The sequence below is a fragment of the Streptomyces sp. H27-C3 genome, from assembly GCF_030063415.1.
Lineage (GTDB): Bacteria > Actinomycetota > Actinomycetes > Streptomycetales > Streptomycetaceae > Streptomyces.
Genome location: NZ_JASITA010000013.1, coordinates 40,634 through 59,890 on the forward strand (window position 1 = coordinate 40,634; position 19,257 = coordinate 59,890).

Here is a 19,257-nt window from a genome sequence, read left to right on the forward strand (position 1 = left end):
CCGGTAGAGTGTGCGAGTCGTCATCATGCCCGTACAGGGGGAAGCCGGTGCGAATCCGGCGCTGACCCTTCCCCGAGCTCTCGGCTCCGTTCGAGCAGGGGAGACCTCATCCCGTGAACCGCCCGCACCAGGGCGGTGAGTCGGAACGCCCGGTCCGGCATGACTGGCTCGGCACCGTCGAGGTATACGGGGCCGGCGCCCGGTGCGTGGTCCTGCGTGCTTGTGCCCGGCTCCGCCAGCAGGAGAGGCCCCCGCCCGTCATGACCTTTCGCCGCAGCGCAGCCACCGTGCTCGCCGCTTCCGCCGTTCTCTGCGCAACCGCCGGCCCGGTGGCGGTCGCGGCGCCCACTCCGTCGCCCAAGCCCGTGATCCCGTCGGGGTTGTACGGCAGGACGGACCCCACGTACGACGGTGTCTTTCGGCAGTCGCTGGCCCTGCTCGCCCAGGACACCGTGGGCGTCAAGCCCGCCGCGACGGCCGTGAACTGGCTGGTCGGGCAGCAGTGCGACAGCGGCGGCTTCCCGGCGTTCCGCGCCGACGCCACCGAGCCGTGCAACGCGAAGACCATGGTGGACAGCAACGCCACCGCGGCCGCCGTGCAGGCGCTCGGCGCGCTCGGCGGGCAGGACGCCGTCGTGAAGAAGGGCGTCGACTGGCTGAAGTCCACCCAGAACCCGGACGGCGGCTGGAGCTACAGCCCCGGCGCCCCGACCGACTCCAACTCCACGTCGATCGTGATCGGCGCGCTCGCCGCGACGGGCGAGAAGCCGGGCGAGGTGAAGTCGCAGAAGAGCAGGTCGCCGTTCGACGCGCTCGGCACGTTCGCCATCCCGTGCGACGCGAAGACGGGCGGCGGCGCGTTCGCGTACCAGCCGGACAAGGCCGGGAAGCTCGCGCCCAACGGTGACGCGACGGCCGCGGCCGTGCTGGGCACGCTCGGCAAGGGTCTGGTCGTCGAGGGCAAGGACGGCGGCAAGAAGGCCTCGTGCACCCAGGGCGGCAAGCCGACCCCGGCCATGACGTCCGGCAACGGCGCCGCGTACCTGGCCACCACCCTCGCCAAGACCGGCCACCTCGACACTCCCCCCATGCCCGGCGCCGAGGACGCGAAGCCGCTGCCGGACTTCGGCAACACCGCGGACGCCGTGGTCGCGCTGGCCGCGCAGGGCGGGGCCGAGCAGGCGCGGAAGCCGCTGACCTGGCTGGAGAAGAACTCGGCCGGCTGGGCGAAGCAGAGCGGGCCCGCCGCGTACGCGCAGCTGATCTTCGCCGCGCACGCGACCGGCACCGACCCGAAGTCCTTCGGCGGAGCCGACCTGGTCAAGGCGCTCAACGCGACCGGGCCCGCGCCCGAGTCCGTACAGAAGCCGGCCGGTGACAAGGACGAGAAGAAGGACGACGGCGGCTTCGGCGCCTGGTGGATCGTCGGCATCGTCTTCGTCGCCAGTGCGGGCGCGGGCATCCTGTTCAGCGGCCGCAAGAAGAAGAACCAGCAGCGGTGAGGACGCGTACGCGTCAGGTCGCGCTCCTCCTCGCCCTGTGCGCCGCGCTCGCGGTGCTGGGCGGGGCGGGGTCCGCGCAGGCGGCGACCGGCTACCGGTACTGGTCGTTCTGGGACCAGGGCGGCGGCGGGAAGTGGACGTACGCCACCCAGGGTCCGTCCACCGCCAGGCCCGCCGACGGTGATGTCCAGGGCTTCCGGTTCGCCGTGAGCCAGGACTCGCAGGACGCCGCGAAGCCGCGCGGGGCCGGGGACTTCCGGGCCATCTGCGGCGCCACCCCCGCCAAGGACAACGCGAAGCGGGTCGCGCTGGTCATCGACTTCGGTACGGCGGCCGACGCGCCCGACGGGGAGCGGCCGCCCGCGGCGCGCACCGCCTGTGCCCGGATCGGCCCGGACGCGACCAGCGCCGAGGCGCTCGCCGCGGTGGCGAAGCCGCTGCGGTACAACAGCGACGCGCTGCTGTGTGCGATCTCCGGCTACCCCAAGGCGGGCTGCGGGGACCAGGTCGCCGCCGGCGGCGGCAAGAAGACGGCCCCGGCGCCGGAGAGCACACCTGACGACGGCGGCCCCTCCGCCGGGATCCTGGTCGGCCTCGCCGCCGTCCTCGCGCTCGGCGCGGCCGGTGTGTGGCAGGCCCGCCGCCGCCGCGGACGACCGTGACCCTGCGCGCGCCCGAGGCGAACCGCAGCAACGCCCTGCACGCCGGGGCCTGGTGGCTGTGGGCGCTCGGGCTCGCCACCGCCGCGTCGCGAACCACCAATCCGCTGCTCCTCGGGCTGCTGGTGGGTGTCGCCGGTTACGTCGTCGCCGCACGCCGCACCGACGCGCCGTGGGCCCGTTCGTACGGCGCGTTCGTCAAGCTCGGCCTGGTGGTCATCGGGATCCGGCTGCTGTTCTCGGTGTTCCTCGGCTCGCCGATTCCCGGCACCCACACACTGTTCACGCTGCCCGAAGTACCGATGCCGGACTGGGCGAAGGGGGTGCGGATCGGCGGCCGAGTGACGGCCGAGCAACTGGTCTTCGCCCTGTACGACGGTTCGAAGCTCGCCACCCTCCTCATCTGCGTGGGCGCGGCCAACGCGCTCGCCAACCCTGCCCGGCTGCTCAAGTCGCTGCCCGGCGCGCTGTACGAGGTCGGGGTCGCCGTCGTCGTCGCGATGACCTTCGCGCCGAACATGGTCGCCGACGTACTGCGGTTGCGCACCGCGCGCCGGCTGCGCGGCCGCCCCACGGGCGGCATCAAGGCCGTCCTCCAGGTCGGGCTGCCGGTCCTGGAGGGCGCCCTGGAGCGGTCGGTCGCGGTGGCCGCTTCGATGGACGCACGCGGCTACGGGCGCAGCGCCCATGTCCCGCCCGCCGTGCGGCACACCACGACCGTGCTGACCATCGGCGGGCTGCTCGGCGTATGCGCCGGGTCTTACGGGCTGCTGGCCGCCGAAGGCGCCGGGTTCGGGCTGCCGGTGCTCGCCGTGGGACTGCTCGCCGCGATGGCGGGCCTGCGGCTCGGCGGCCGGCGCAGCATCCGTACCCGCTACCGGCCCGATCTGTGGGGCACGCGCGCGTGGCTGGTGGCCGGGTCGGGTGCGGCGGTCGGGGGGCTGATGATCTGGGCGGGCAGTTACGACCCGGTGGTTCTGCACCCGGGTGTGGTGCCGCTGGTCGCGCCGGAGTTCCCGCTGTGGCCCGCCGCGTCCGTACTGATCGGCCTGCTGCCGGCCCTCGTGGCCCCGGCGCACAGGGATCCGGCAGCACACAGGGAGCCGGCAGCGACAGACACAGGGAAAAGGACAGGCCAGTGATCCGGTTCGAGAATGTGTCGGTCAGTTACGCCGACGCCGCCGCGCCCGCGATCCGGGGTGTCGATCTCACCGTGCCCGAGGGTGAGCTGGTCCTGCTCGTCGGCCCGTCCGGAGTCGGCAAATCGACTTTGCTGACTGCGGTCTCCGGGCTCGTCCCGCACTTCACCGGCGGCACCCTGCGCGGCCGGGTCACCGTCGACGGCCGTGACACCCGCACCCACAAGCCCCGTGAGCTGGCCGACCTGGTCGGCACCGTCGGCCAGGACCCGCTGGCCCACTTCGTCACCGACACCGTCGAGGACGAGCTGGCGTACGGCATGGAGTCCCTGGGCATCGCCCCGGACGTGATGCGGCGCCGGGTCGAGGAGACCCTGGACCTGCTCGGTCTCGCCGAGCTGCGCGACCGCCCGATCGCCACGCTCTCCGGCGGCCAGCAGCAGCGCGTCGCGATCGGCTCGGTCCTCACCCCGCACCCGAAGGTGCTGGTCCTTGACGAGCCGACGTCCGCCCTGGACCCGGCCGCCGCCGAGGAAGTGCTGGCCGTACTGCAACGCCTCGTGCACGACCTGGGGACGACGGTACTGATGGCCGAGCACCGCCTGGAGCGGGTGGTGCAGTACGCCGACCAGGTCCTGCTGCTGCCCGGCCCCGGCGAGGCGCCCGTCCTCGGCGCGCCCGCCGCCGTCATGGCCGTGTCACCGGTGCATCCGCCGGTGGTGGCGCTGGGGCGGCTCGCGGGCTGGGACCCGCTGCCGCTGTCCGTACGGGACGCCCGCCGCCGGGCCGCCGGCCTGCGGGAGCGCCTCACGGACCGTACGCCCGCCGCCACGCCCGGGCCGCCGCCCGCCGCACCGGTCGCCGAGACCGACGCCCTGACGCTGCGGCGCGGGCGGACCGAGGCGCTGCGCCGGGTGACGCTGTCGGTGCGGCCGGGCGAGACCGTCGCGCTGATGGGCCGCAACGGCGCGGGCAAGTCGACGCTCCTGGGCGCGCTCGTCGGCATGCACGAGCCGACGTCGGGCGCGGTGCGTGTCGGCGGGAAGGTCCCGCACCGCACCCCGCCGCGCGAGATGATCCGCCGCGTCGGGCTCGTACCGCAGGAGCCGCGCGATCTGCTGTACGCCGACACCGTCGCCGCCGAGTGCGCGGCGGCCGACGGGGACACCGGCGCAGAGGCGGGCAGCTGCCGGGCACTGGTGACCGCGCTGCTCCCTGACGTACCGGACAGCACGCATCCACGGGACCTGTCGGAAGGGCAGCGGCTCGCGCTGGCCCTCGCCGTCGTACTGACCGGGCGGCCCCCGCTGCTGCTGCTCGACGAACCGACCCGCGGCCTGGACTACGCGGCCAAGGCCCGCCTCGTCACGATCTTGCGCGGTCTTGCGGCGGACGGGCACGCGATCGTGCTCGCCACCCACGATGTGGAGCTGGTGGCGGAGCTGGCGCACCGGGTGGTGATCCTCGCCGACGGCGAGGTGGTCGCCGACGGGCCGACGCCGGAGGTGGTGGTGTCCTCGCCCGCGTTCGCCCCGCAGGTCGCGAAGATCCTCGCGCCGCAGAAGTGGCTGACCGTGTCGCAGGTACGGGACGCGCTGACTGCCCCCGAGGCCGCCGTATGAGTGGACAGAAAGGGGCGGATCGCCGCCCGCGGGCCGTGCGGCTGGGCCCGCGGGCCGTCGTCGCACTGCTACTCATCAGCGTGATCGGGGTGATCGCGTTCGGCTGGCCGCTGCTCGCCGACTCCGCGTCCGGGCTCGCCCACTCGAAGGACGCGCCGTGGCTGTTCGCCGCGCTGCTCCCACTCCTCGTCGCGGTCGTCGTGGCGACCATCGCCGACTCGGGACTCGACGCGAAGGCCGTCGCGATGCTGGGCGTACTGGCCGCCGTGGGGGCCGCGCTGCGCCCGCTCGGGGCGGGCACCGCCGGTCTGGAGCCGATGTTCTTCCTGATGGTGCTGAGCGGGCGGGTGCTGGGCCCCGGCTTCGGCTTCGTGCTGGGCTCGGTGACGATGTTCGCCTCCGCGCTGCTCACCGGCGGCGTCGGTCCGTGGATGCCGTTCCAGATGCTGGCCATGGGCTGGTTCACGATGGGCGCGGGCCTGCTGCCGGGGGCGGAGCGGCTGCGTGGCCGCGCCGAGCTGCTGATGCTGGCGGCATACGGCTGTGTCGCGGCCTTCCTCTACGGCACGATCATGAACCTCCAGGGGTGGACGTACATCGGCGGGCTCTCCTCCGGTGTCTCCTTCCACCCCGGCGACCCGGTGCACGAGAACCTGGCCCGCTTCCTCGCCTACTGCGCGGCCACGTCGCTGGGCTGGGACCTGGGCCGGGCCGTCCTCACCGTCGTCCTGACCCTCACCATCGGCGCGACGGTCCTGAAGGCGCTGCGCCGGGCCACCCGCCGGGCGGCTTTCGAGGTGGCGGTCACATTCGAGACCCAAAGGCCGTAGGCAGTACGTCGCTTTCCGTGACGGAAATGCCCCGCAGCGGTGAGGCGGCCCACAGGACCTTGGTCCTCGACGAGCCCGGTTAGTAGCCGCGATCACCCCCTGGCGGATCTTGCCATGAGGCCGCGACCTGCGCAGACAGCGCCAATACCACTGCAGGTCCTTTCTGCCCGCCTAACCGGTTCGACTAGTAAGAGGCGTAATTGCCACGACATGTCCACTCTGCTCCACTGGAGCAGTCGCCGGGTGAAGCAGGCCGCCGCAATCGGCCCACCCCCGCGACATCCCCTGTTCCCGACGTTAGGTTCCTCCGTGTCTTCTGTGATCACTCGTCGCCTGACCACCCGCTCGAAGTCCGTGGCCGCCGGCGCTGCCGTGCTGCTCGGTTCCGTGGGCGTGGTGATGGGCGGCGGTACCTCCGAGGCCGCGGCGGCGACGCCGCAGTCGGCCGCGAAGAAGATCATCGCGGACGCCACTCAGTTCCAGTGCTTCGACAACATCGTCGAGCACGAGAGCGGCTGGGACCACAAGGCCAGCAACACCTCGTCCGGTGCGTACGGCCTGGTCCAGGCCCTGCCGGGCTCCAAGATGTCCTCCGCGGGCTCCGACTGGCAGACCAACCCGGCCACCCAGATCAAGTGGGGCGTGGACTACATGAACGACCGCTACGGCAACCCGTGCGGCGCGTGGAGCCACTGGCAGGCCAACGGCTGGTACTGATCAGCCGCACCACCGACTCGGCTCACGAAGGCCCCGTTGTGATTGACCGGGAAAGGTCAACCACGACGGGGCCTTCACCCATGCCCAGCCCGCCCGGGGACCTGTCCGCCCGGAGGCCGTCCGTCCGGGGCCCGTCCGTCCGGGGCCCGTCCACCAGGGGCCCCTCCGGGGCTCCGTCGGCGCCCCGCCCCACCTCAGCCCGTCCGGCGCTCGCGGACCGGGACCAAGGCGTGGGACCGCCTCTCGTCCTCCGACCCCGCCCACTCCAGCCGCCCATTTCAGCCGTCCGGCGTTTGAGGACCGGGACCGGGACGTGGGGCCGCCCCCACGCTCTCCCACCCCGCCCCTCCAGCCCGTCCGGCGTTTGAGGACCGGGGTCTGGGGCGGAGCCCCAGTTCGGGAAGGGGCGGGTAGGGGAACAGCGGCGCAGGCAACCCGCACCCCGCCCACGCACCGCACCCGCACCCCCGGGGGCCACCCGCCCCCTACAACCGCTGAATAATCGTCCCCGTGGCCAACGCCCCACCCGCACACATCGTGATCAGCGCGAACTCCTTTTCCCGGCGCTCCAGTTCATGCAACGCCGTAGCGATCAGCCGCGCCCCGGTCGCCCCCACGGGATGCCCCAGCGCGATCGCCCCGCCGTTCACATTCACCTTCTCCAGGTCCTGCTCGAAGACCTGCCCCCAGCTCAACACCACAGAGGCGAAAGCCTCATTGATCTCGACCAGGTCGATGTCCTTGAGCGACATCCCCGCCTTGCCGAGCACCGCCCGCGTCGCGTCGATCGGCCCGTCGAGGTGGAAGTGCGGGTCCGACCCGACCAGCGCCTGGGCGACGATCCGCGCCCGCGGCTTGAGCTTGAGCGCCCGCGCCATCCGCTTGGAAGCCCACAGGATCGCGCTCGAACCGTCCGATATCTGCGAGGAGTTGCCCGCGGTGTGCACAGCCGTCGGCATGACGGGCTTGAGCCGCCCCAGCGCCTCCATCGAGGTGTCGCGCAGCCCCTCGTCCCGATCGACGAGCCGCCACATGCCCTGCCCGGCCGCCTGCTCCTCCTCGGTGGTCGGCACCTGCACGGCGAAGGTCTCACGCTTGAAGCGCTCCTCGCCCCACGCCGCCACGGCCCGCTCCTGCGACAACAGCCCCAGCGAGTCGACGCGTTCGCGCGTCAGCCCGCGATTGCGCGCGATCCGCTCAGCCGCCTCGAACTGATTGGGCAGATCGACGTTCCACTCCTCGGGGAACGGCTTGCCAGGACCGTGCTTGGAGCCGCTCCCCAGCGGCACCCGTGACATCGCCTCGACGCCACAGCTGATGCCGACATCGATCGCCCCGGCGGCGATCATGTTGGCGACCATGTGGCTGGCCTGCTGCGAGGACCCGCACTGACAGTCCACGGTGGTCGCGGCGGTCTCGTACGGCAGCCCCATGGCGAGCCACGCGTTGCGCGCCGGGTTCATGGACTGCTCACCGGCGTGCGTGACCGTACCGCCGACGATCTGCTCGACGCAGTCGGCCTGGATTCCGGTGCGGCCGAGGAGCTCACGGTAGGTCTCACCCAGCAGATAGGCGGGGTGCAGGTTGGCGAGCGCGCCTCCGCGCTTGCCGATGGGGCTGCGTACAGCTTCGACGATGACGGGTTCCGCGGCCATGAGCTCGTCCTCTCCTTACCCGTAGGACGTCCCGGCGCCCACGGCAGGCTTGGAACTAGTACGCGTTCTAGTTCTCGCCTCAGTCTTATGAGTGGCGCCCCCGTAGCGCAAGGGCCCTGCACGCGGTATGCGCCCGCCGCGCACGCAACAGTTGGCGCCAAATCCCTTGCCACTTGTAGAACTCGTTACTACATTCCGGGCAACTTCTGATGGTCCATCAGACATGGAGTTGCCGATGCACTGCCCCGCGCTGCCCGACGGGTTCGACTTCACCGACCCCGACCTGCTCCAATCCCGGGTCCCTCACCCGGAGTTCGCACAGATGCGGCAGACCTCCCCGGTGTGGTGGTGCGCACAGCCGCACGGCATCTCCGGCTTCGACGACGCGGGCTACTGGGTGGTTACCCGACATGCGGACGTCAAATACGTCTCCACGCACCCGGAACTGTTCTCCTCCCACACAAACACCGCAGTCATCCGCTTCAACGAGTCGATCAGCCGCGACCAGATCGACGCACAGCGGCTGATCATGCTCAACATGGATCCGCCCGAGCACACCCGGGTCCGCCAGATCGTGCAGCGCGGTTTCACGCCCGGCGCCATCCGGTCGCTGGAGAACGCCCTGCGCGACCGGGCCCACTCGATCGTCGATGCGGCGCTCACGAACGCCAAGGAGGACGGCACCTTCGACTTCGTCACCAACATCGCCGTCGAACTGCCCCTGCAGGCCATCGCCGAGCTCATCGGCGTACCGCAGGAGGACCGGACCAAGATCTTCGACTGGTCCAACAAGATGGCGGCGTACGACGATCCGGAGTACGCGATCACCGAGGAAATCGGCACCGAGGCGGCCATGGAGATCGTCTCGTACGCCATGAACCTCGCCGCCGCCCGCAAGGAGTGTCCGGCGAAGGACATCGTGTCCACGCTGGTCGCGGCGGAGGGCGAAGGGAACCTGCAGCCCGACGAGTTCGGCTTCTTCGTCATTCTGCTGGCGGTGGCCGGCAACGAGACCACACGGAACGCGATCAGCCACGGCATGCACGCCTTCCTCACCCACCCCGAGCAGTGGGAGCTCTACAAACGCGAGCGCCCCGAGACCGCCGCCGAGGAGATCGTGCGCTGGGCGACGCCCGTCGTATCCTTCCAGCGGACCGCCACCGAGGACCTCGAACTGGGCGGCCAGGCGATCAAGAAGGGCGACCGGGTCGGCATCTTCTACTCCTCGGCCAACAACGACCCCGAGGTCTTCGAGAACCCGGAGGCCTTCGACATCACCCGCGACCCCAACCCGCATCTGGGATTCGGCGGCGGCGGCCCGCACTTCTGTCTGGGCAAGTCACTGGCCGTACTGGAGATCAACTTGATCTTCAACGCGATCGCGGACGCCCTGCCGGACCTCAAGCTGGTGGGCGCCCCGCGCCGCCTGCGCTCGGCCTGGCTGAACGGCATCAAGGAACTCCAGGTCAGCCGCGACTGAGGCCACCTGACCTGGGCGAGAACTGAGTGGCGGGGGCAACTCCACGCCCCCGCCAGCCCCTGCTCAGACGGGGCTGCTGACGGTCGTCCTGTTCTCCTGATGGTCTCGTGCCTGCGCGATGACGCCCGAGCGGGCCGCGTCCGACCCCGTTGCTCGGCTACTTCGACGTACTGACGCCCGCTTCGGATTCCACTTCCACGCCCCCGGCCGACGCGGGCGATGAGGTCGACGCGCCCCCGTCCGCCTCCGCCCTGCTCTCCGGCACCGACGGGACGGCCAGGGCGGACGACACAACCGCCGTCCCCTCCCCCGACACATTCGTCATCTTCTCCGCCTTCGCCAACTTCCGCGGACCGCACAGCACGTACGTCAGGCCGAAGCCCGCTCCGACGACCGCCGCGCCGCCCACCGCGTCCAGCACCCAGTGGTTGGCCGTGCCGACGATCGCGCCGATCGTGAACAGCGGGTGCAGCAGGCCCAGGAGTCTCATCCACAGCTTGGGCGCGACCATGAGCACCGTCAGGCCGCACCACAGGGACCAGCCGAAGTGCAGCGAGGGCATCGCCGCGTACTGGTTGGTGAGTTCCGTCATCAGCCCGTAGTCGGGCTTGGCGAAGTCCTGCGGCCCGTGCACCGTGTCGACGAAGCCGAGGCCCTCCATCAGGCGCGGTGGTGCGAGCGGGTAGAACCAGAAGCCGACCAGCGCGAGTACGGTCGCGAAGCCGAGTGAGCTGCGGGCCCAGCGGTAGTCCGCGGGGCGCCGGATGTAGAGCGCGCCGAGGACCATCAGCGGCAGCACGAAGTGGAACGACGTGTAGTAGAAGTTGAAGAAGTCTTCCAGCCAGCCGTTGCGCACGACCAGCTGGTTGAACCAGTGCTCGATGTCGATGTGCAGGAACTGCTCCACCGAGAGGATGTGCCGGGCGTTCTCCTCGGCGGTGGGGCGGCCACTCGTGGCGGCGAGGCGCACATGCGAGTACGCGGAGTAGCCCACGCGGATCAGCAGCAGTTCGAGGAGCAGGTTCGGGCGGGAGAGCAGCCGACGCCAGACCGGCATCAGCGGCACCCGGCTCCACCGGGACGCCACCGGCTTCGCGTAGTCGGTGGTGATGGGCTGGAGCCAGTACGGGGAGGTCCGCGACGCGAAGGGCACCGCGCACGCGGCGACGAGCGCCACGACCAGGAGGGCGTTCTCGCGGACCGGGTTCAGCACCGTCATGTTGGGCAGCAGCATCTCGCCCGGCAGCGTCATCACCAGGACGACCGCCGCGGGCCACACCATCCGGTCCGAGGCCCGCTTTCCCACCCGGCCGACGACCGCGAGCAGCACCCACAGCAGCTGGTGCTGCCAGGCGGTCGGTGAGACGGCGACCGCCACGCAGCCGGTGATCGCGACGGCGAGCAGCAACTGCCCGTCCTTCGCGTAGCGCACGGCGCGCCGCAGGCCGAGGACGACGACGGCCAGGCCGAGCAGCAGGAACAGCCCGATCTCCAGCGGACCTTCCAGACCGAGGCGCAGCAGCGCGCCGTGCAGCGACTGGTTGGCGAGGCTGTCGGGGCGCGCGCCGAGTCCGGCGCCCGCCACGTGGTGCACCCAGTATGTCCAGGAGTCCTGCGGCAGCGCGGCCCAGGTCAGTGCCGAGCAGGCGGCGAACGTCAGGCCCGAGGTGAGGGACGCGCGTCTGCGTCCGGTCAGCCACAGCAGGGGCGCGAACAGCAGCATGGTGGGCTGGAGGGCGGCGGCGATGCCGATGAGGATGCCGGAGCTGCGTTCGCCGCGCGCCTGGAAACAGCCCAGGAGGACGAACAGCACCGGGATGATGCTGGTCTGGCCGAGGTGGAGCGTGTTGCGCACGGGCAGCGACAGCATCAGCAGGCTGATCGCGACGGGCGCCGCCAGCAGCGCCGTACGCCGCGACACGGTCCCCGGCAGCGCGCGGGCGGCCACGACGCCGAGGACGGCGACGAGCAGCAGCGTTCCGAAGGTCCAGGCGACGCCGAGGTTCTGCTCGGCGGAGCGGGCCAGTGGCTTCAGGACAAGCCCCGCGAAGGGCGTACCGGTGAAGCGGTCGGAGTCGTAGAGCGAGCCCACCACATGCAGCACGCCCCGCTCACCGATCCACGTCTCCAGGTCGGTCAGGCGCTCGCCGGGCGGGGTCCGCAGCACTGTCGCGATCTGCCGTACGGCCAGGATCGCCACGACCGCCCACAGCGCGACCCTTGCCGCCCCGACCCTGCTCCCCATGCCGAGCATTCCGCCCGGTCCGCCCTGCTCCGCATTCGCCACGTCGCGCTGCCCCTCCCACCCTTGCCTGCACCATTCGAATGGTGCGTAGAGCCTCGCACTGCCCTGTGCGCAAGACGCAGGCAACCCCCACTTCGCCTGACTGTCATCCAGTTTTGTCCGAAGGACGATGGTGCATCGCGATCCGTTCCGCCATGGCGCCGCGACATGGATCACAAAGGGGGCGCCCGGACGGCCCCGCGAGGGTGCCGGAACCGCGCACCCGGCCGCACCGTCCGAGATCTTGCGGAGGCACAACGCCACGGCACGGCGGAGGGACACGGGGATGGCGGGGGGGGCGCCAGGGACGACGGGGACAGGGACGAGAACCGGGCCGCGGGAGACTCCGCGCCACCGGGCGCTGCTGGTCGCCCTGCTGCTCATGGCCCTGCAGCTCGGCTCGCTCCGCGTACCGGTGTGGCTGCTGACCTTCGGCGGTCCGCTGCTGGTGCTCGCGGTGGGCGCGCTGCTGGTCGTACGGGCCCGGGGCGCCCGGTCACTCCCCCGCCGCCGGTGTACGTGCCGCCGGCACTGGCCTGACGCCGGCCGGAGCCCGGGAGGCGTACGGCAGGATGGGGGCATGAGCGTCGTAAAGATCAACGTACTGACCGTCCCCGCCGAGCAGCGCGAGATCCTGGAGAAGCGCTTCGCCTCGCGCGCCGGGTCCGTGGAGAACTCCGACGGCTTCGAGTGGTTCGAGCTGTTGCGCCCCGTCGAGGGGACCGAGCAGTACCTCGTCTACACCCGGTGGGCCGACGAGGCGTCCTTCCAGGCATGGATGGAGGGCTCGATGAAGACCGCCCACCAGGGCGGTCAGGGCAGCGGCGAAGGCGGCGAGCGTCCCAAGCCCGCCGCCTCCGGATCCACGCTGTGGTCCTTCGATGTGGTCCAGCAGGCCGCCCCGAAGAAGGATGTCTGAGGGCTCAGGCCCGTACATCCACTCACCACAGCAGGTCTTCACTCACAGCTGCAGAAGTCGATCCGTCAACTCCCGGTACGTGCGCAGCGCGACCCGCAGCTCCTCCGTCTCGGCCTGGCGGCCCTCGTCCGCCCAGGTCGTGCGCAGGGTGCGGCGCCGCTCGGCGAGCGTGTCGGTGAGCTGACGGGCGGTCTCCTCCAGGAGGCTGTCGGCCTCTTCGACCGAGCGGCGCGGGCCGTCCACGAAGGTGTTGACCGTCTGCTGCAGCCGCAGGCCGATCTTCTCGCGCTCGCCCTGCGGGAGCAGCCGGCCGATGGTTGACTCCGTACCTGCGGCGGGCGACCGGTCGGGCTGGTGCGACTCGGTCGGCCGGTGCGACTCGCTCGGTCGGTGAGCCCGGTCGGGCTCACCGACCGAGCGGCCGGGCGCGGCTGAGGGCGCACCGTCCTGGCCCTGCGGCCCCCGTCCGGCGTCCGGCACCGGGACCTTGGGCCTCAACCCGGCGTCCCGTCCAGGACCTTCAGGCTTCAGTCCGTCGCCTCGCTCCCCGGGCCTCAGCCCGGAGCCCTGCTGCTCATCGGGCCTGAGCTCGGCGCCCTGGCCCTCCTGTCCGACCCCGGTGCCCCGGCCCTGGCCGGAAGACCTGGGCACTGCGCCCTGCCCGTCCGGCCTCGGCGGCGTCTGGGGCTGCGACTTCGGGTCGTTCTCTCGTTCCGCTTCGTACCTCATCAGGCACCACTACCCTTCGCGTGATCGCTCCGGCTCGGGGACCACTTGGCACCACTGCGTCCGGTGCCTCCCTTGTGGTCCTTGCCGTCTTCGGTGTGCTGCGGACGGTGCTGGCCGCTGTCGGCCGGCTTGGCGGTGACCAGAACCTCGAAGAGCTCACGCGCCTCGATCATCGCTTCACGCATCTGTTCCGTGCTGTTCTCGCCGTGCGCCGCACGGTGGACCTTGCGGTAGCCGTTGACCTGCGCCGCGTGGTGCACGGACAGCGCGGAGAACTGCTCGTCGTACTGCGTGCCGTCCGGGAAGCCCCGGTCGGCCGCCAGCCGGGCCAGCAGCTTGTCGGCCTCGGCCACGGCGCGCTGCGGGGAGTCGACGAACTGCTCCTGCGCGCCGGCCCAGTGGGCGACGTACTGTTCACGCGTCTCGGCGGTCAGCGGCCGGAGTTCGAGCGAGCCGTGGCGCTTCACGCGCTCACCGAGCTCGCGATCCGCCGCCTTGGTGTCACCGTCGTGGCGGGCCACGACCCTGTCGTACTCGGGACCGAACCGGCGCTTCAGCCCGCGCCCACCACCGGCACCGGCCTTGCCTCGTCCGACGATGACGACGGCGGCTACGACAAGGACGACCACCGCGATCAGGGCGATGATCCAGACTGTGGACATGGCTGCCTTCCCGGTTGTCGGTTTTTCAAAGGCTTACGACTGTTCGAGTTGCCAGGAAACCGGTCGCCAAACAAGCCACGGTTCAGGTACAGAGATGACCATGAACTGGATCGTGTCCCCCGAGCGCTTCGACACCCCTGAGGCGACCGCGCTGCGCCGCGATTACTACGGCGAGGTCGCGGGCCGGTACTGGGAGCGTCCCGCGACCGCCCAGGAGATCGACGACGGCCTGACCGACGACGGGGTCGAACTGCTCGCGCCGCCCACCGGACTGTTCCTCCTGGGCCGCGCCGACGGGGTGGCGGCCGGCTGCATCGGAGTGCGTGTGCTGGACGCGGACACCGCCGAGCTGACGCGCGTGTACGTATGCCCCGCGTTCCGTGGCAAGGGCGGCGCCGGTCTGCTGATGACCGTCGCCGAGGAGGCGGCCCGCGGCTTCGGAGTCGAGCGGATCCGTCTCGACACCCGCGACGACCTGGTGGAGGCGCGTGCGCTGTATGCCAGGCACGGCTTCCTGGAAGTCCCGGCGTTCAACAACGGGCCGTACGCCGAGCACTGGTTCGCCAAGGAGCTGTAACCGGCGGGACGGTTCGGCGCGCCCGGTCAGGAGTCAGGAGTCCTGGTGCGGAGGCCGGTCGTGGCGGGTCGACACCGCCGCGTGGTCCCAGCGCGGCGCCGGGGTGTACGGCCGGTCGCCGTCGGAGCCGCTCACCTCGGCGCTCAGGTCCTCTACCAGCTTGACCAGGTCCCTCGGCCGGTCCGGGCACCACCAGTCGCCGAGCAGTTCGGCGAGGGACTCCTCGCGGGCCCTGCAGAGCCTGCCCGCGGCCTCCTCGCCCTTCTCGGACAGCACCAGCCGCATCCCCTCGCGCCTGGCGAGCCCGCGCTCCTCGACCTGCCGGGACGCGTCGGTGATGGACTTGAGCGGCACGGGGGTGACTTCGGCGAGCGCCGCCGGTTCGACGGCGCCCTCACGCTTGATCCGCAGCAGCAGCCAACTCGCCGCGGGAAGAAGGTCGTAGCCGGCCTTCGCGGTGATCTTCACGTAGATCTCGCGCCGCCCCTCGCGGGTCGCCAGCACCGAAAGGGCGCGGGCGCATTCGTCGTACGAGGAACGCTCGACGGGGTTGGACGCCAGCGTCTGCCCGGCGTCGGGCGCGGTCACCGCGCCGCGCAGCTTGTCCTCCTTGAGCAGCCAGGCGACGAGGAAGGCGAGCGCGACGACGGGGGCGGCGTACAGGAAGACATCGGTGATCGATGTCGCGTACGCGTCCAGCACCGGCGCGCGCAGCGCGGGAGGGAGTTGGGTGACGTCGCGGGGGTTCGCCGCGATCTGGTCCGGGCCGATACCGGGCGGCAGCTGCTGCCCGGTCAGGGTGGTGTCCAGCTTGTCGACCAGTCGGTTGGTGAAGATCGTGCCGAAGATGGCGACACCGAAGGAGGCGCCGATGGAGCGGAAGAAGGTCGCACCCGAGGTGGCGACGCCCAGGTCCGCGTAGCTGACGGCGTTCTGGACGACCAGCACAAGCACCTGCATCACCAGGCCGAGCCCTGCGCCGAAGACGAAGAAGTAAGCGCTCATCTCCCAGGTCCCGCTGGTCGCGGTCAGCCGGTGCAGCAGGAGCAGGCCGATGGCGGTGATCGCCGTACCGGCGATGGGGAAGACCTTCCAGCGGCCCGTACGGCTGACGATCTGGCCGGACACGGTCGAGGTGATCAGCAGGCCGAGGACCATCGGCAGCATGTGCACGCCCGACATCGTGGGTGTGACGCCCTGCACGACCTGGAGGAACGTCGGCAGATACGTCATCGCGCCGAACATCGCGAAGCCGACGATGAAGCTGATCACCGCGACGAGCGAGAAGGTCCTGATCCCGAAGAGCTTGAGCGGCAGCACGGGCTCGACGGCCCTGCGCTCGACGGCCACGAACACGACGAGGAGCGCAGCGCCGAGGACCGCGAGAGCGATGATCTGCGCCGAACCCCAGGCCCAGGTCGTGCCGCCGAGGGAGGCCACGAGGATCAGGCAGGTGGCGACCGAGGCGATGAGGAACGTGCCGAGGTAGTCGATGGTGTGCCGAGTGCCGCGGACCGGGATGTGCAGCACGGCCGCGATCACCAGCAGGGCGACGACGCCGATCGGGAGGTTGACGTAGAAGACCCAGCGCCAGCTCAGGTGCTCGGTGAAGAGCCCGCCGAGCAGCGGACCGAGGACGCTGGTCGCGCCGAAGACCGCACCGAACAGGCCCTGGTACTTGCCTCGTTCGCGCGGCGGTACAAGGTCGCCGACGATCGCCATCGACAGCACCATCAGGCCACCGCCGCCCAGGCCCTGGAGGGCGCGGAAGCCGATGAGCTGCGGCATGTTCTGCGCCATGCCGCACAGCGCGGAGCCGATCAGGAAGATGACGATGGCGGCCTGGAAGAGCTTCTTGCGGCCGTACTGGTCGCCGAGTTTCCCCCACAGCGGAGTGGCCGCCGTCGCGGCGAGCAGGTACGCCGTGACGACCCAGGACAGGTGCTCCATGCCGCCGAGTTCGCTGACGATGGTCGGCAGTGCGGTCGAGACGATCGTCTGGTCGAGCGCTGCGAGCAGCATGCCGAGGAGCAGCGCCCCGATGGCGACGAGGGTCGTCCGTCGGCTGTTGGCCGGTTCCGCGGCGGGGAGCACGGCTGCGGCGCCGCTCGCTGGCTGAGCCATGGATGACCACTCCTCGGGTTTCCTTGGATCGGCTGCACCTTCCATCCTGGTCGGTGTGGCCCGATATGGCCTGCCGAGTGCGGGCGGGCCTGCTGGGCATCCCTGCGCCGGGTCTGCATAATCGCTGGCAGTTCGAGGGAGGGGACCCACGATGAGCGGACACATATGTCCCGGATGCGGTACGGACCGGGGCGCCGCATCCGGCGGTGACGGACCCGGCTGCGGGTGCGCGGAGCGTGCGGTGGAGGCCGCACGGGCCGCGAGGGCGGCCGAGATCGCGGCGGCCGAGGACTTCGACCCGCTGCGGATCAGGCCGTACGTGACGCTTCCCGAGCCCGATGCGCAGGATGACGATGTGCGGCCCGGGGACACGGGTGGGGATGCGGGTGGAGACGGAGGTGCGGACGGGGACGGGGACGGGGACGGGGACGGGCGTGGTGCATCGGGGGGCGCGTATCCGGACCGTGTCGTCGCTCCGGACGGGCTCGGTGGGCCCGCTGGGCCTGGGGCCGCGCTGCCGACGGGGGCGGCAGGCTCGGCGGGGTCCACGATGCCGATGGGGCTGGTGGGGCCGGGGGGCGGCTCAAGCGCTGCGGACCCTGCCCCGGCCCGGCCGCCGGGTCCCGCTGAGGAGCCGCCCGTACCCCGTCGAGGGCGTCCTGCGCTGTGGGCGGCGGTGGCGGGAGGGGTGGCCGCCGCGACGGTGGGGGCGCTGGCGATCGCGGGCGGGCTGTCCTCCACGGACATTGAGCGGGACCGCGCGCTGCCGCCCACGGTGACGAGTGCGCCGGGCCCGAGCGACGACCCCGTGGCGCCTGCCTCGGCGTCGGCACCGGCGGATCGCGTGTCCAGGACGCCGTCCGCCCCGGCCGCCGCGTCGCGGTCGGCGTCCCCGTCCCCCTCGCGCACTTCATCGGCGACCCCTGCTCCGAGCGCGTCGAAGGCGCTCCCCCCGCCGTCGCCACCGGCTCCTTCCACCGCGCAGGCGACGGGCACGGTGGAGACGTCCCCGGAGCCCGCCGCCGACGCGCTGAACCTGGGTGACAGCGGGCCGGAAGTGGTGGAGCTGCAGGACAGGCTGGGGCAGGTCTGGCTGTACTACGGGCCGGACGACGGCTCGTACAGCGCGGACGTGGAGCAGGCCGTGCGGACGTACCAGTCGTACATGTCCATCGAGGGCGACCCCGAAGGCTCCTACGGGCCGCACACCCGCCGCGTCCTGGAGGCGTCGACCGACGAGCCCGGCCGGACCTGAGCGCGGGTCCGGACCGTCCCAACGGGCTATGGATTCGTACGGGGCCTGCGGAGGACCGTGGGCGGATGACGAAGAGTTGGCTGTTTCTGGCCCTGCCCCTGGTGATTCCGCTGCTCCTGATCTTCCGGCTGCTCCGCCGCCGCACAGGAGGCGGGTCCGGACCCGGCGGGCCGCCGTCCGCGGGGACGCGGGAGCCGCGACGCCCGAAGCCCTCTCCGCCCGCCGCCACGGAGGCTCTGGCGGTGCCCTGAGGGGGCGGGGTGGCGCGCGGCCGACGTATTTTGTATCCTCAAGGAACAAAGTGGCCTCCGCCCGTACTCCCTGACCGGCGGGCGGAGGCCACTTGTCTCTCTTTCTCCCCGCTCTGGAGTACGCCGATGCCGGCCACCACCGTCCTGACCGCCCGCGCCCTCCTGCTCGACATGGACGGCACGCTCGTCAATTCGGACGCGGTGGTCGAGCGCGTCTGGCGCCGCTGGGCCGAGGAGCACGGCCTGGTCCCCGAAGAGGCACTCAAAATCGTGCACGGCCGCCAGGGCTACGCGACGATGGCAGTCCTGCTGCCGGAGCGCCCCGTCGAACAGAACTACGCGGACAACCGCACGCTGCTCACCGAGGAGACCGCCGATGTCGAAGGCGTCGTAGCGATCCCCGGCGCCCCCGCCTTCCTGGCCGCGCTGGCCGCCCTCCCGCATGCCCTGGTCACCTCGGCCGACGAGGCGCTGGCGCAGGCCCGGATGGCCGCAGCCGCCCTGCCCATGCCCGACACCCGGGTCACCGCGGAGCTCGTCGGAGCCAGCAAGCCGGACCCGGAGGGCTTCCTCAAGGGCGCGGCCGAACTGGGCTTCGCGCCGGCCGACTGCATCGTCTTCGAGGACTCGGAGGCGGGCATCACGGCCGGCCGGGCCGCCGGCATGCGCGTGGTGGGCGTGGGCCCGCGCGCGGGTGCGCACAGCCCCACCGCGCACGTCGCGGACCTGACCGGTATCAGCGTCGTACCGACCGCGGACGGCGCGCTGGAGCTTCACATCTCGCACTGAGAGCCATGAAACGACCACCGCTGCGGGCCCGCATCGCACACCGCGACGCGGGCCCGTCGCCGT

At 71.6% G+C, this 19,257-nt stretch carries 17 protein-coding genes; 12 read left to right on the forward strand and 5 right to left on the reverse strand.

The window, feature by feature from the left end:
• The first annotated feature begins 260 nt into the window (after positions 1-260).
• The 6 genes from QMK30_RS14935 to QMK30_RS14960 all read left to right on the forward strand — a co-directional run bounded on the left by QMK30_RS14935 (position 261) and on the right by QMK30_RS14960 (position 6,469).
• Entirely contained in the window at positions 261-1,502 is a 1,242-nt protein-coding gene (locus QMK30_RS14935) for an SCO2321 family membrane protein (RefSeq protein WP_283518546.1), read from the forward strand.
• The gene (locus QMK30_RS14940; RefSeq protein WP_283518351.1) at positions 1,499-2,164 is read left to right on the forward strand and encodes an SCO2322 family protein; all 666 of its coding nucleotides are present in this window, start codon (positions 1,499-1,501) and stop codon (positions 2,162-2,164) included. Before QMK30_RS14935 ends, QMK30_RS14940 begins: the two co-directional genes overlap by 4 nt.
• Positions 2,161-3,303, forward strand: a complete 1,143-nt coding sequence (locus QMK30_RS14945) for a CbiQ family ECF transporter T component (RefSeq protein WP_283518352.1) — start codon at positions 2,161-2,163, stop codon at positions 3,301-3,303. Before QMK30_RS14940 ends, QMK30_RS14945 begins: the two co-directional genes overlap by 4 nt.
• On the forward strand, positions 3,300-4,922 hold the full coding sequence (locus QMK30_RS14950) for an ABC transporter ATP-binding protein (protein ID WP_283518353.1): 1,623 nt from the start codon (positions 3,300-3,302) through the stop codon (positions 4,920-4,922). The genes QMK30_RS14945 and QMK30_RS14950 overlap by 4 nt, the downstream gene beginning before the upstream one ends.
• Positions 4,919-5,752 (forward strand): ECF transporter S component, encoded by an 834-nt coding sequence (locus QMK30_RS14955; protein WP_283518355.1) that lies wholly within the window; start codon positions 4,919-4,921, stop codon positions 5,750-5,752. The genes QMK30_RS14950 and QMK30_RS14955 overlap by 4 nt, the downstream gene beginning before the upstream one ends.
• A gap of 309 nt (positions 5,753-6,061) precedes the next feature.
• Entirely contained in the window at positions 6,062-6,469 is a 408-nt protein-coding gene (locus tag QMK30_RS14960; RefSeq protein WP_283518356.1) for an aggregation-promoting factor C-terminal-like domain-containing protein, read from the forward strand.
• 485 nt (positions 6,470-6,954) lie between these two features.
• On the opposite strand, the gene QMK30_RS14965 is transcribed toward QMK30_RS14960, so the two are convergent.
• A complete protein-coding gene (locus QMK30_RS14965; protein ID WP_283518358.1) occupies positions 6,955-8,124 on the reverse strand; it encodes a steroid 3-ketoacyl-CoA thiolase in 1,170 nt (389 codons plus the stop codon).
• Positions 8,125-8,359: 235 nt separating this feature from the next.
• Between QMK30_RS14965 and QMK30_RS14970 the strand changes: the two genes are divergently transcribed.
• Positions 8,360-9,604 (forward strand): cytochrome P450, encoded by a 1,245-nt coding sequence (locus QMK30_RS14970; protein ID WP_283518360.1) that lies wholly within the window; start codon positions 8,360-8,362, stop codon positions 9,602-9,604.
• Positions 9,605-9,761: 157 nt separating this feature from the next.
• Here QMK30_RS14970 and QMK30_RS14975 read toward each other — a convergent pair whose 3' ends face one another.
• Entirely contained in the window at positions 9,762-11,858 is a 2,097-nt protein-coding gene (locus QMK30_RS14975) for a bifunctional glycosyltransferase 87/phosphatase PAP2 family protein (RefSeq protein ID WP_283518548.1), read from the reverse strand.
• Between the two features lie 610 nt (positions 11,859-12,468).
• Here QMK30_RS14975 and QMK30_RS14980 point away from each other — a divergent pair.
• Positions 12,469-12,807 (forward strand): antibiotic biosynthesis monooxygenase family protein, encoded by a 339-nt coding sequence (locus tag QMK30_RS14980; protein WP_283518549.1) that lies wholly within the window; start codon positions 12,469-12,471, stop codon positions 12,805-12,807.
• 42 nt (positions 12,808-12,849) lie between these two features.
• Here the strand turns inward: QMK30_RS14980 and QMK30_RS14985 are convergent, their stop codons facing one another.
• Together QMK30_RS14985 and QMK30_RS14990 are read right to left on the reverse strand one after the other, a co-directional pair.
• Positions 12,850-13,536, reverse strand: a complete 687-nt coding sequence (locus QMK30_RS14985; protein ID WP_283518362.1) for a hypothetical protein — start codon at positions 13,534-13,536, stop codon at positions 12,850-12,852.
• On the reverse strand, positions 13,536-14,198 hold the full coding sequence (locus tag QMK30_RS14990) for a hypothetical protein (protein ID WP_283518364.1): 663 nt from the start codon (positions 14,196-14,198) through the stop codon (positions 13,536-13,538). Before QMK30_RS14990 ends, QMK30_RS14985 begins: the two co-directional genes overlap by 1 nt.
• A 100-nt stretch (positions 14,199-14,298) precedes the next feature.
• On the opposite strand from QMK30_RS14990, the gene QMK30_RS14995 reads away from it, so the two are divergent.
• Positions 14,299-14,775, forward strand: a complete 477-nt coding sequence (locus tag QMK30_RS14995; protein ID WP_283518366.1) for a GNAT family N-acetyltransferase — start codon at positions 14,299-14,301, stop codon at positions 14,773-14,775.
• Positions 14,776-14,808: 33 nt separating this feature from the next.
• Here QMK30_RS14995 and QMK30_RS15000 read toward each other — a convergent pair whose 3' ends face one another.
• Positions 14,809-16,899, reverse strand: coding sequence for a DHA2 family efflux MFS transporter permease subunit (locus tag QMK30_RS15000; protein WP_283518368.1), 2,091 nt, complete (start codon positions 16,897-16,899; stop codon positions 14,809-14,811).
• A gap of 151 nt (positions 16,900-17,050) precedes the next feature.
• On the opposite strand from QMK30_RS15000, the gene QMK30_RS15005 reads away from it, so the two are divergent.
• From QMK30_RS15005 to QMK30_RS15015, 3 genes are all read left to right on the forward strand, one after another.
• On the forward strand, positions 17,051-18,154 hold the full coding sequence (locus QMK30_RS15005; protein WP_283518369.1) for a peptidoglycan-binding domain-containing protein: 1,104 nt from the start codon (positions 17,051-17,053) through the stop codon (positions 18,152-18,154).
• 65 nt (positions 18,155-18,219) lie between these two features.
• Positions 18,220-18,405, forward strand: a complete 186-nt coding sequence (locus QMK30_RS15010) for a hypothetical protein (RefSeq protein ID WP_283518371.1) — start codon at positions 18,220-18,222, stop codon at positions 18,403-18,405.
• A 126-nt stretch (positions 18,406-18,531) separates the two neighbouring features.
• Positions 18,532-19,194 (forward strand): HAD-IA family hydrolase, encoded by a 663-nt coding sequence (locus QMK30_RS15015; RefSeq protein WP_283518373.1) that lies wholly within the window; start codon positions 18,532-18,534, stop codon positions 19,192-19,194.
• The last annotated feature ends 63 nt before the right edge of the window (positions 19,195-19,257 follow it).

What these genes read in the sequence shown, in the direction of transcription:
- QMK30_RS14980 (WP_283518549.1), top strand. Translation starts at nt 12,469, where the DNA reads ATGAGCGTCGTAAAGATCAACGTACTGACCGTCCCCGCCGAGCAGCGC.
- QMK30_RS15015 (WP_283518373.1), top strand. Translation starts at nt 18,532, where the DNA reads ATGCCGGCCACCACCGTCCTGACCGCCCGCGCCCTCCTGCTCGACATG.
- QMK30_RS14990 (WP_283518364.1), bottom strand. Translation starts at nt 14,198, where the DNA reads ATGTCCACAGTCTGGATCATCGCCCTGATCGCGGTGGTCGTCCTTGTC.
- QMK30_RS15010 (WP_283518371.1), top strand. Translation starts at nt 18,220, where the DNA reads ATGACGAAGAGTTGGCTGTTTCTGGCCCTGCCCCTGGTGATTCCGCTG.
- QMK30_RS14985 (WP_283518362.1), bottom strand. Translation starts at nt 13,536, where the DNA reads ATGAGGTACGAAGCGGAACGAGAGAACGACCCGAAGTCGCAGCCCCAG.
- QMK30_RS15000 (WP_283518368.1), bottom strand. Translation starts at nt 16,899, where the DNA reads ATGGCTCAGCCAGCGAGCGGCGCCGCAGCCGTGCTCCCCGCCGCGGAA.
- QMK30_RS14975 (WP_283518548.1), bottom strand. Translation starts at nt 11,858, where the DNA reads ATGCTCGGCATGGGGAGCAGGGTCGGGGCGGCAAGGGTCGCGCTGTGG.
- QMK30_RS14965 (WP_283518358.1), bottom strand. Translation starts at nt 8,124, where the DNA reads ATGGCCGCGGAACCCGTCATCGTCGAAGCTGTACGCAGCCCCATCGGC.
- QMK30_RS15005 (WP_283518369.1), top strand. Translation starts at nt 17,051, where the DNA reads ATGAGCGGACACATATGTCCCGGATGCGGTACGGACCGGGGCGCCGCA.
- QMK30_RS14995 (WP_283518366.1), top strand. Translation starts at nt 14,299, where the DNA reads ATGAACTGGATCGTGTCCCCCGAGCGCTTCGACACCCCTGAGGCGACC.
- QMK30_RS14935 (WP_283518546.1), top strand. Translation starts at nt 261, where the DNA reads ATGACCTTTCGCCGCAGCGCAGCCACCGTGCTCGCCGCTTCCGCCGTT.
- QMK30_RS14955 (WP_283518355.1), top strand. Translation starts at nt 4,919, where the DNA reads ATGAGTGGACAGAAAGGGGCGGATCGCCGCCCGCGGGCCGTGCGGCTG.
- QMK30_RS14970 (WP_283518360.1), top strand. Translation starts at nt 8,360, where the DNA reads ATGCACTGCCCCGCGCTGCCCGACGGGTTCGACTTCACCGACCCCGAC.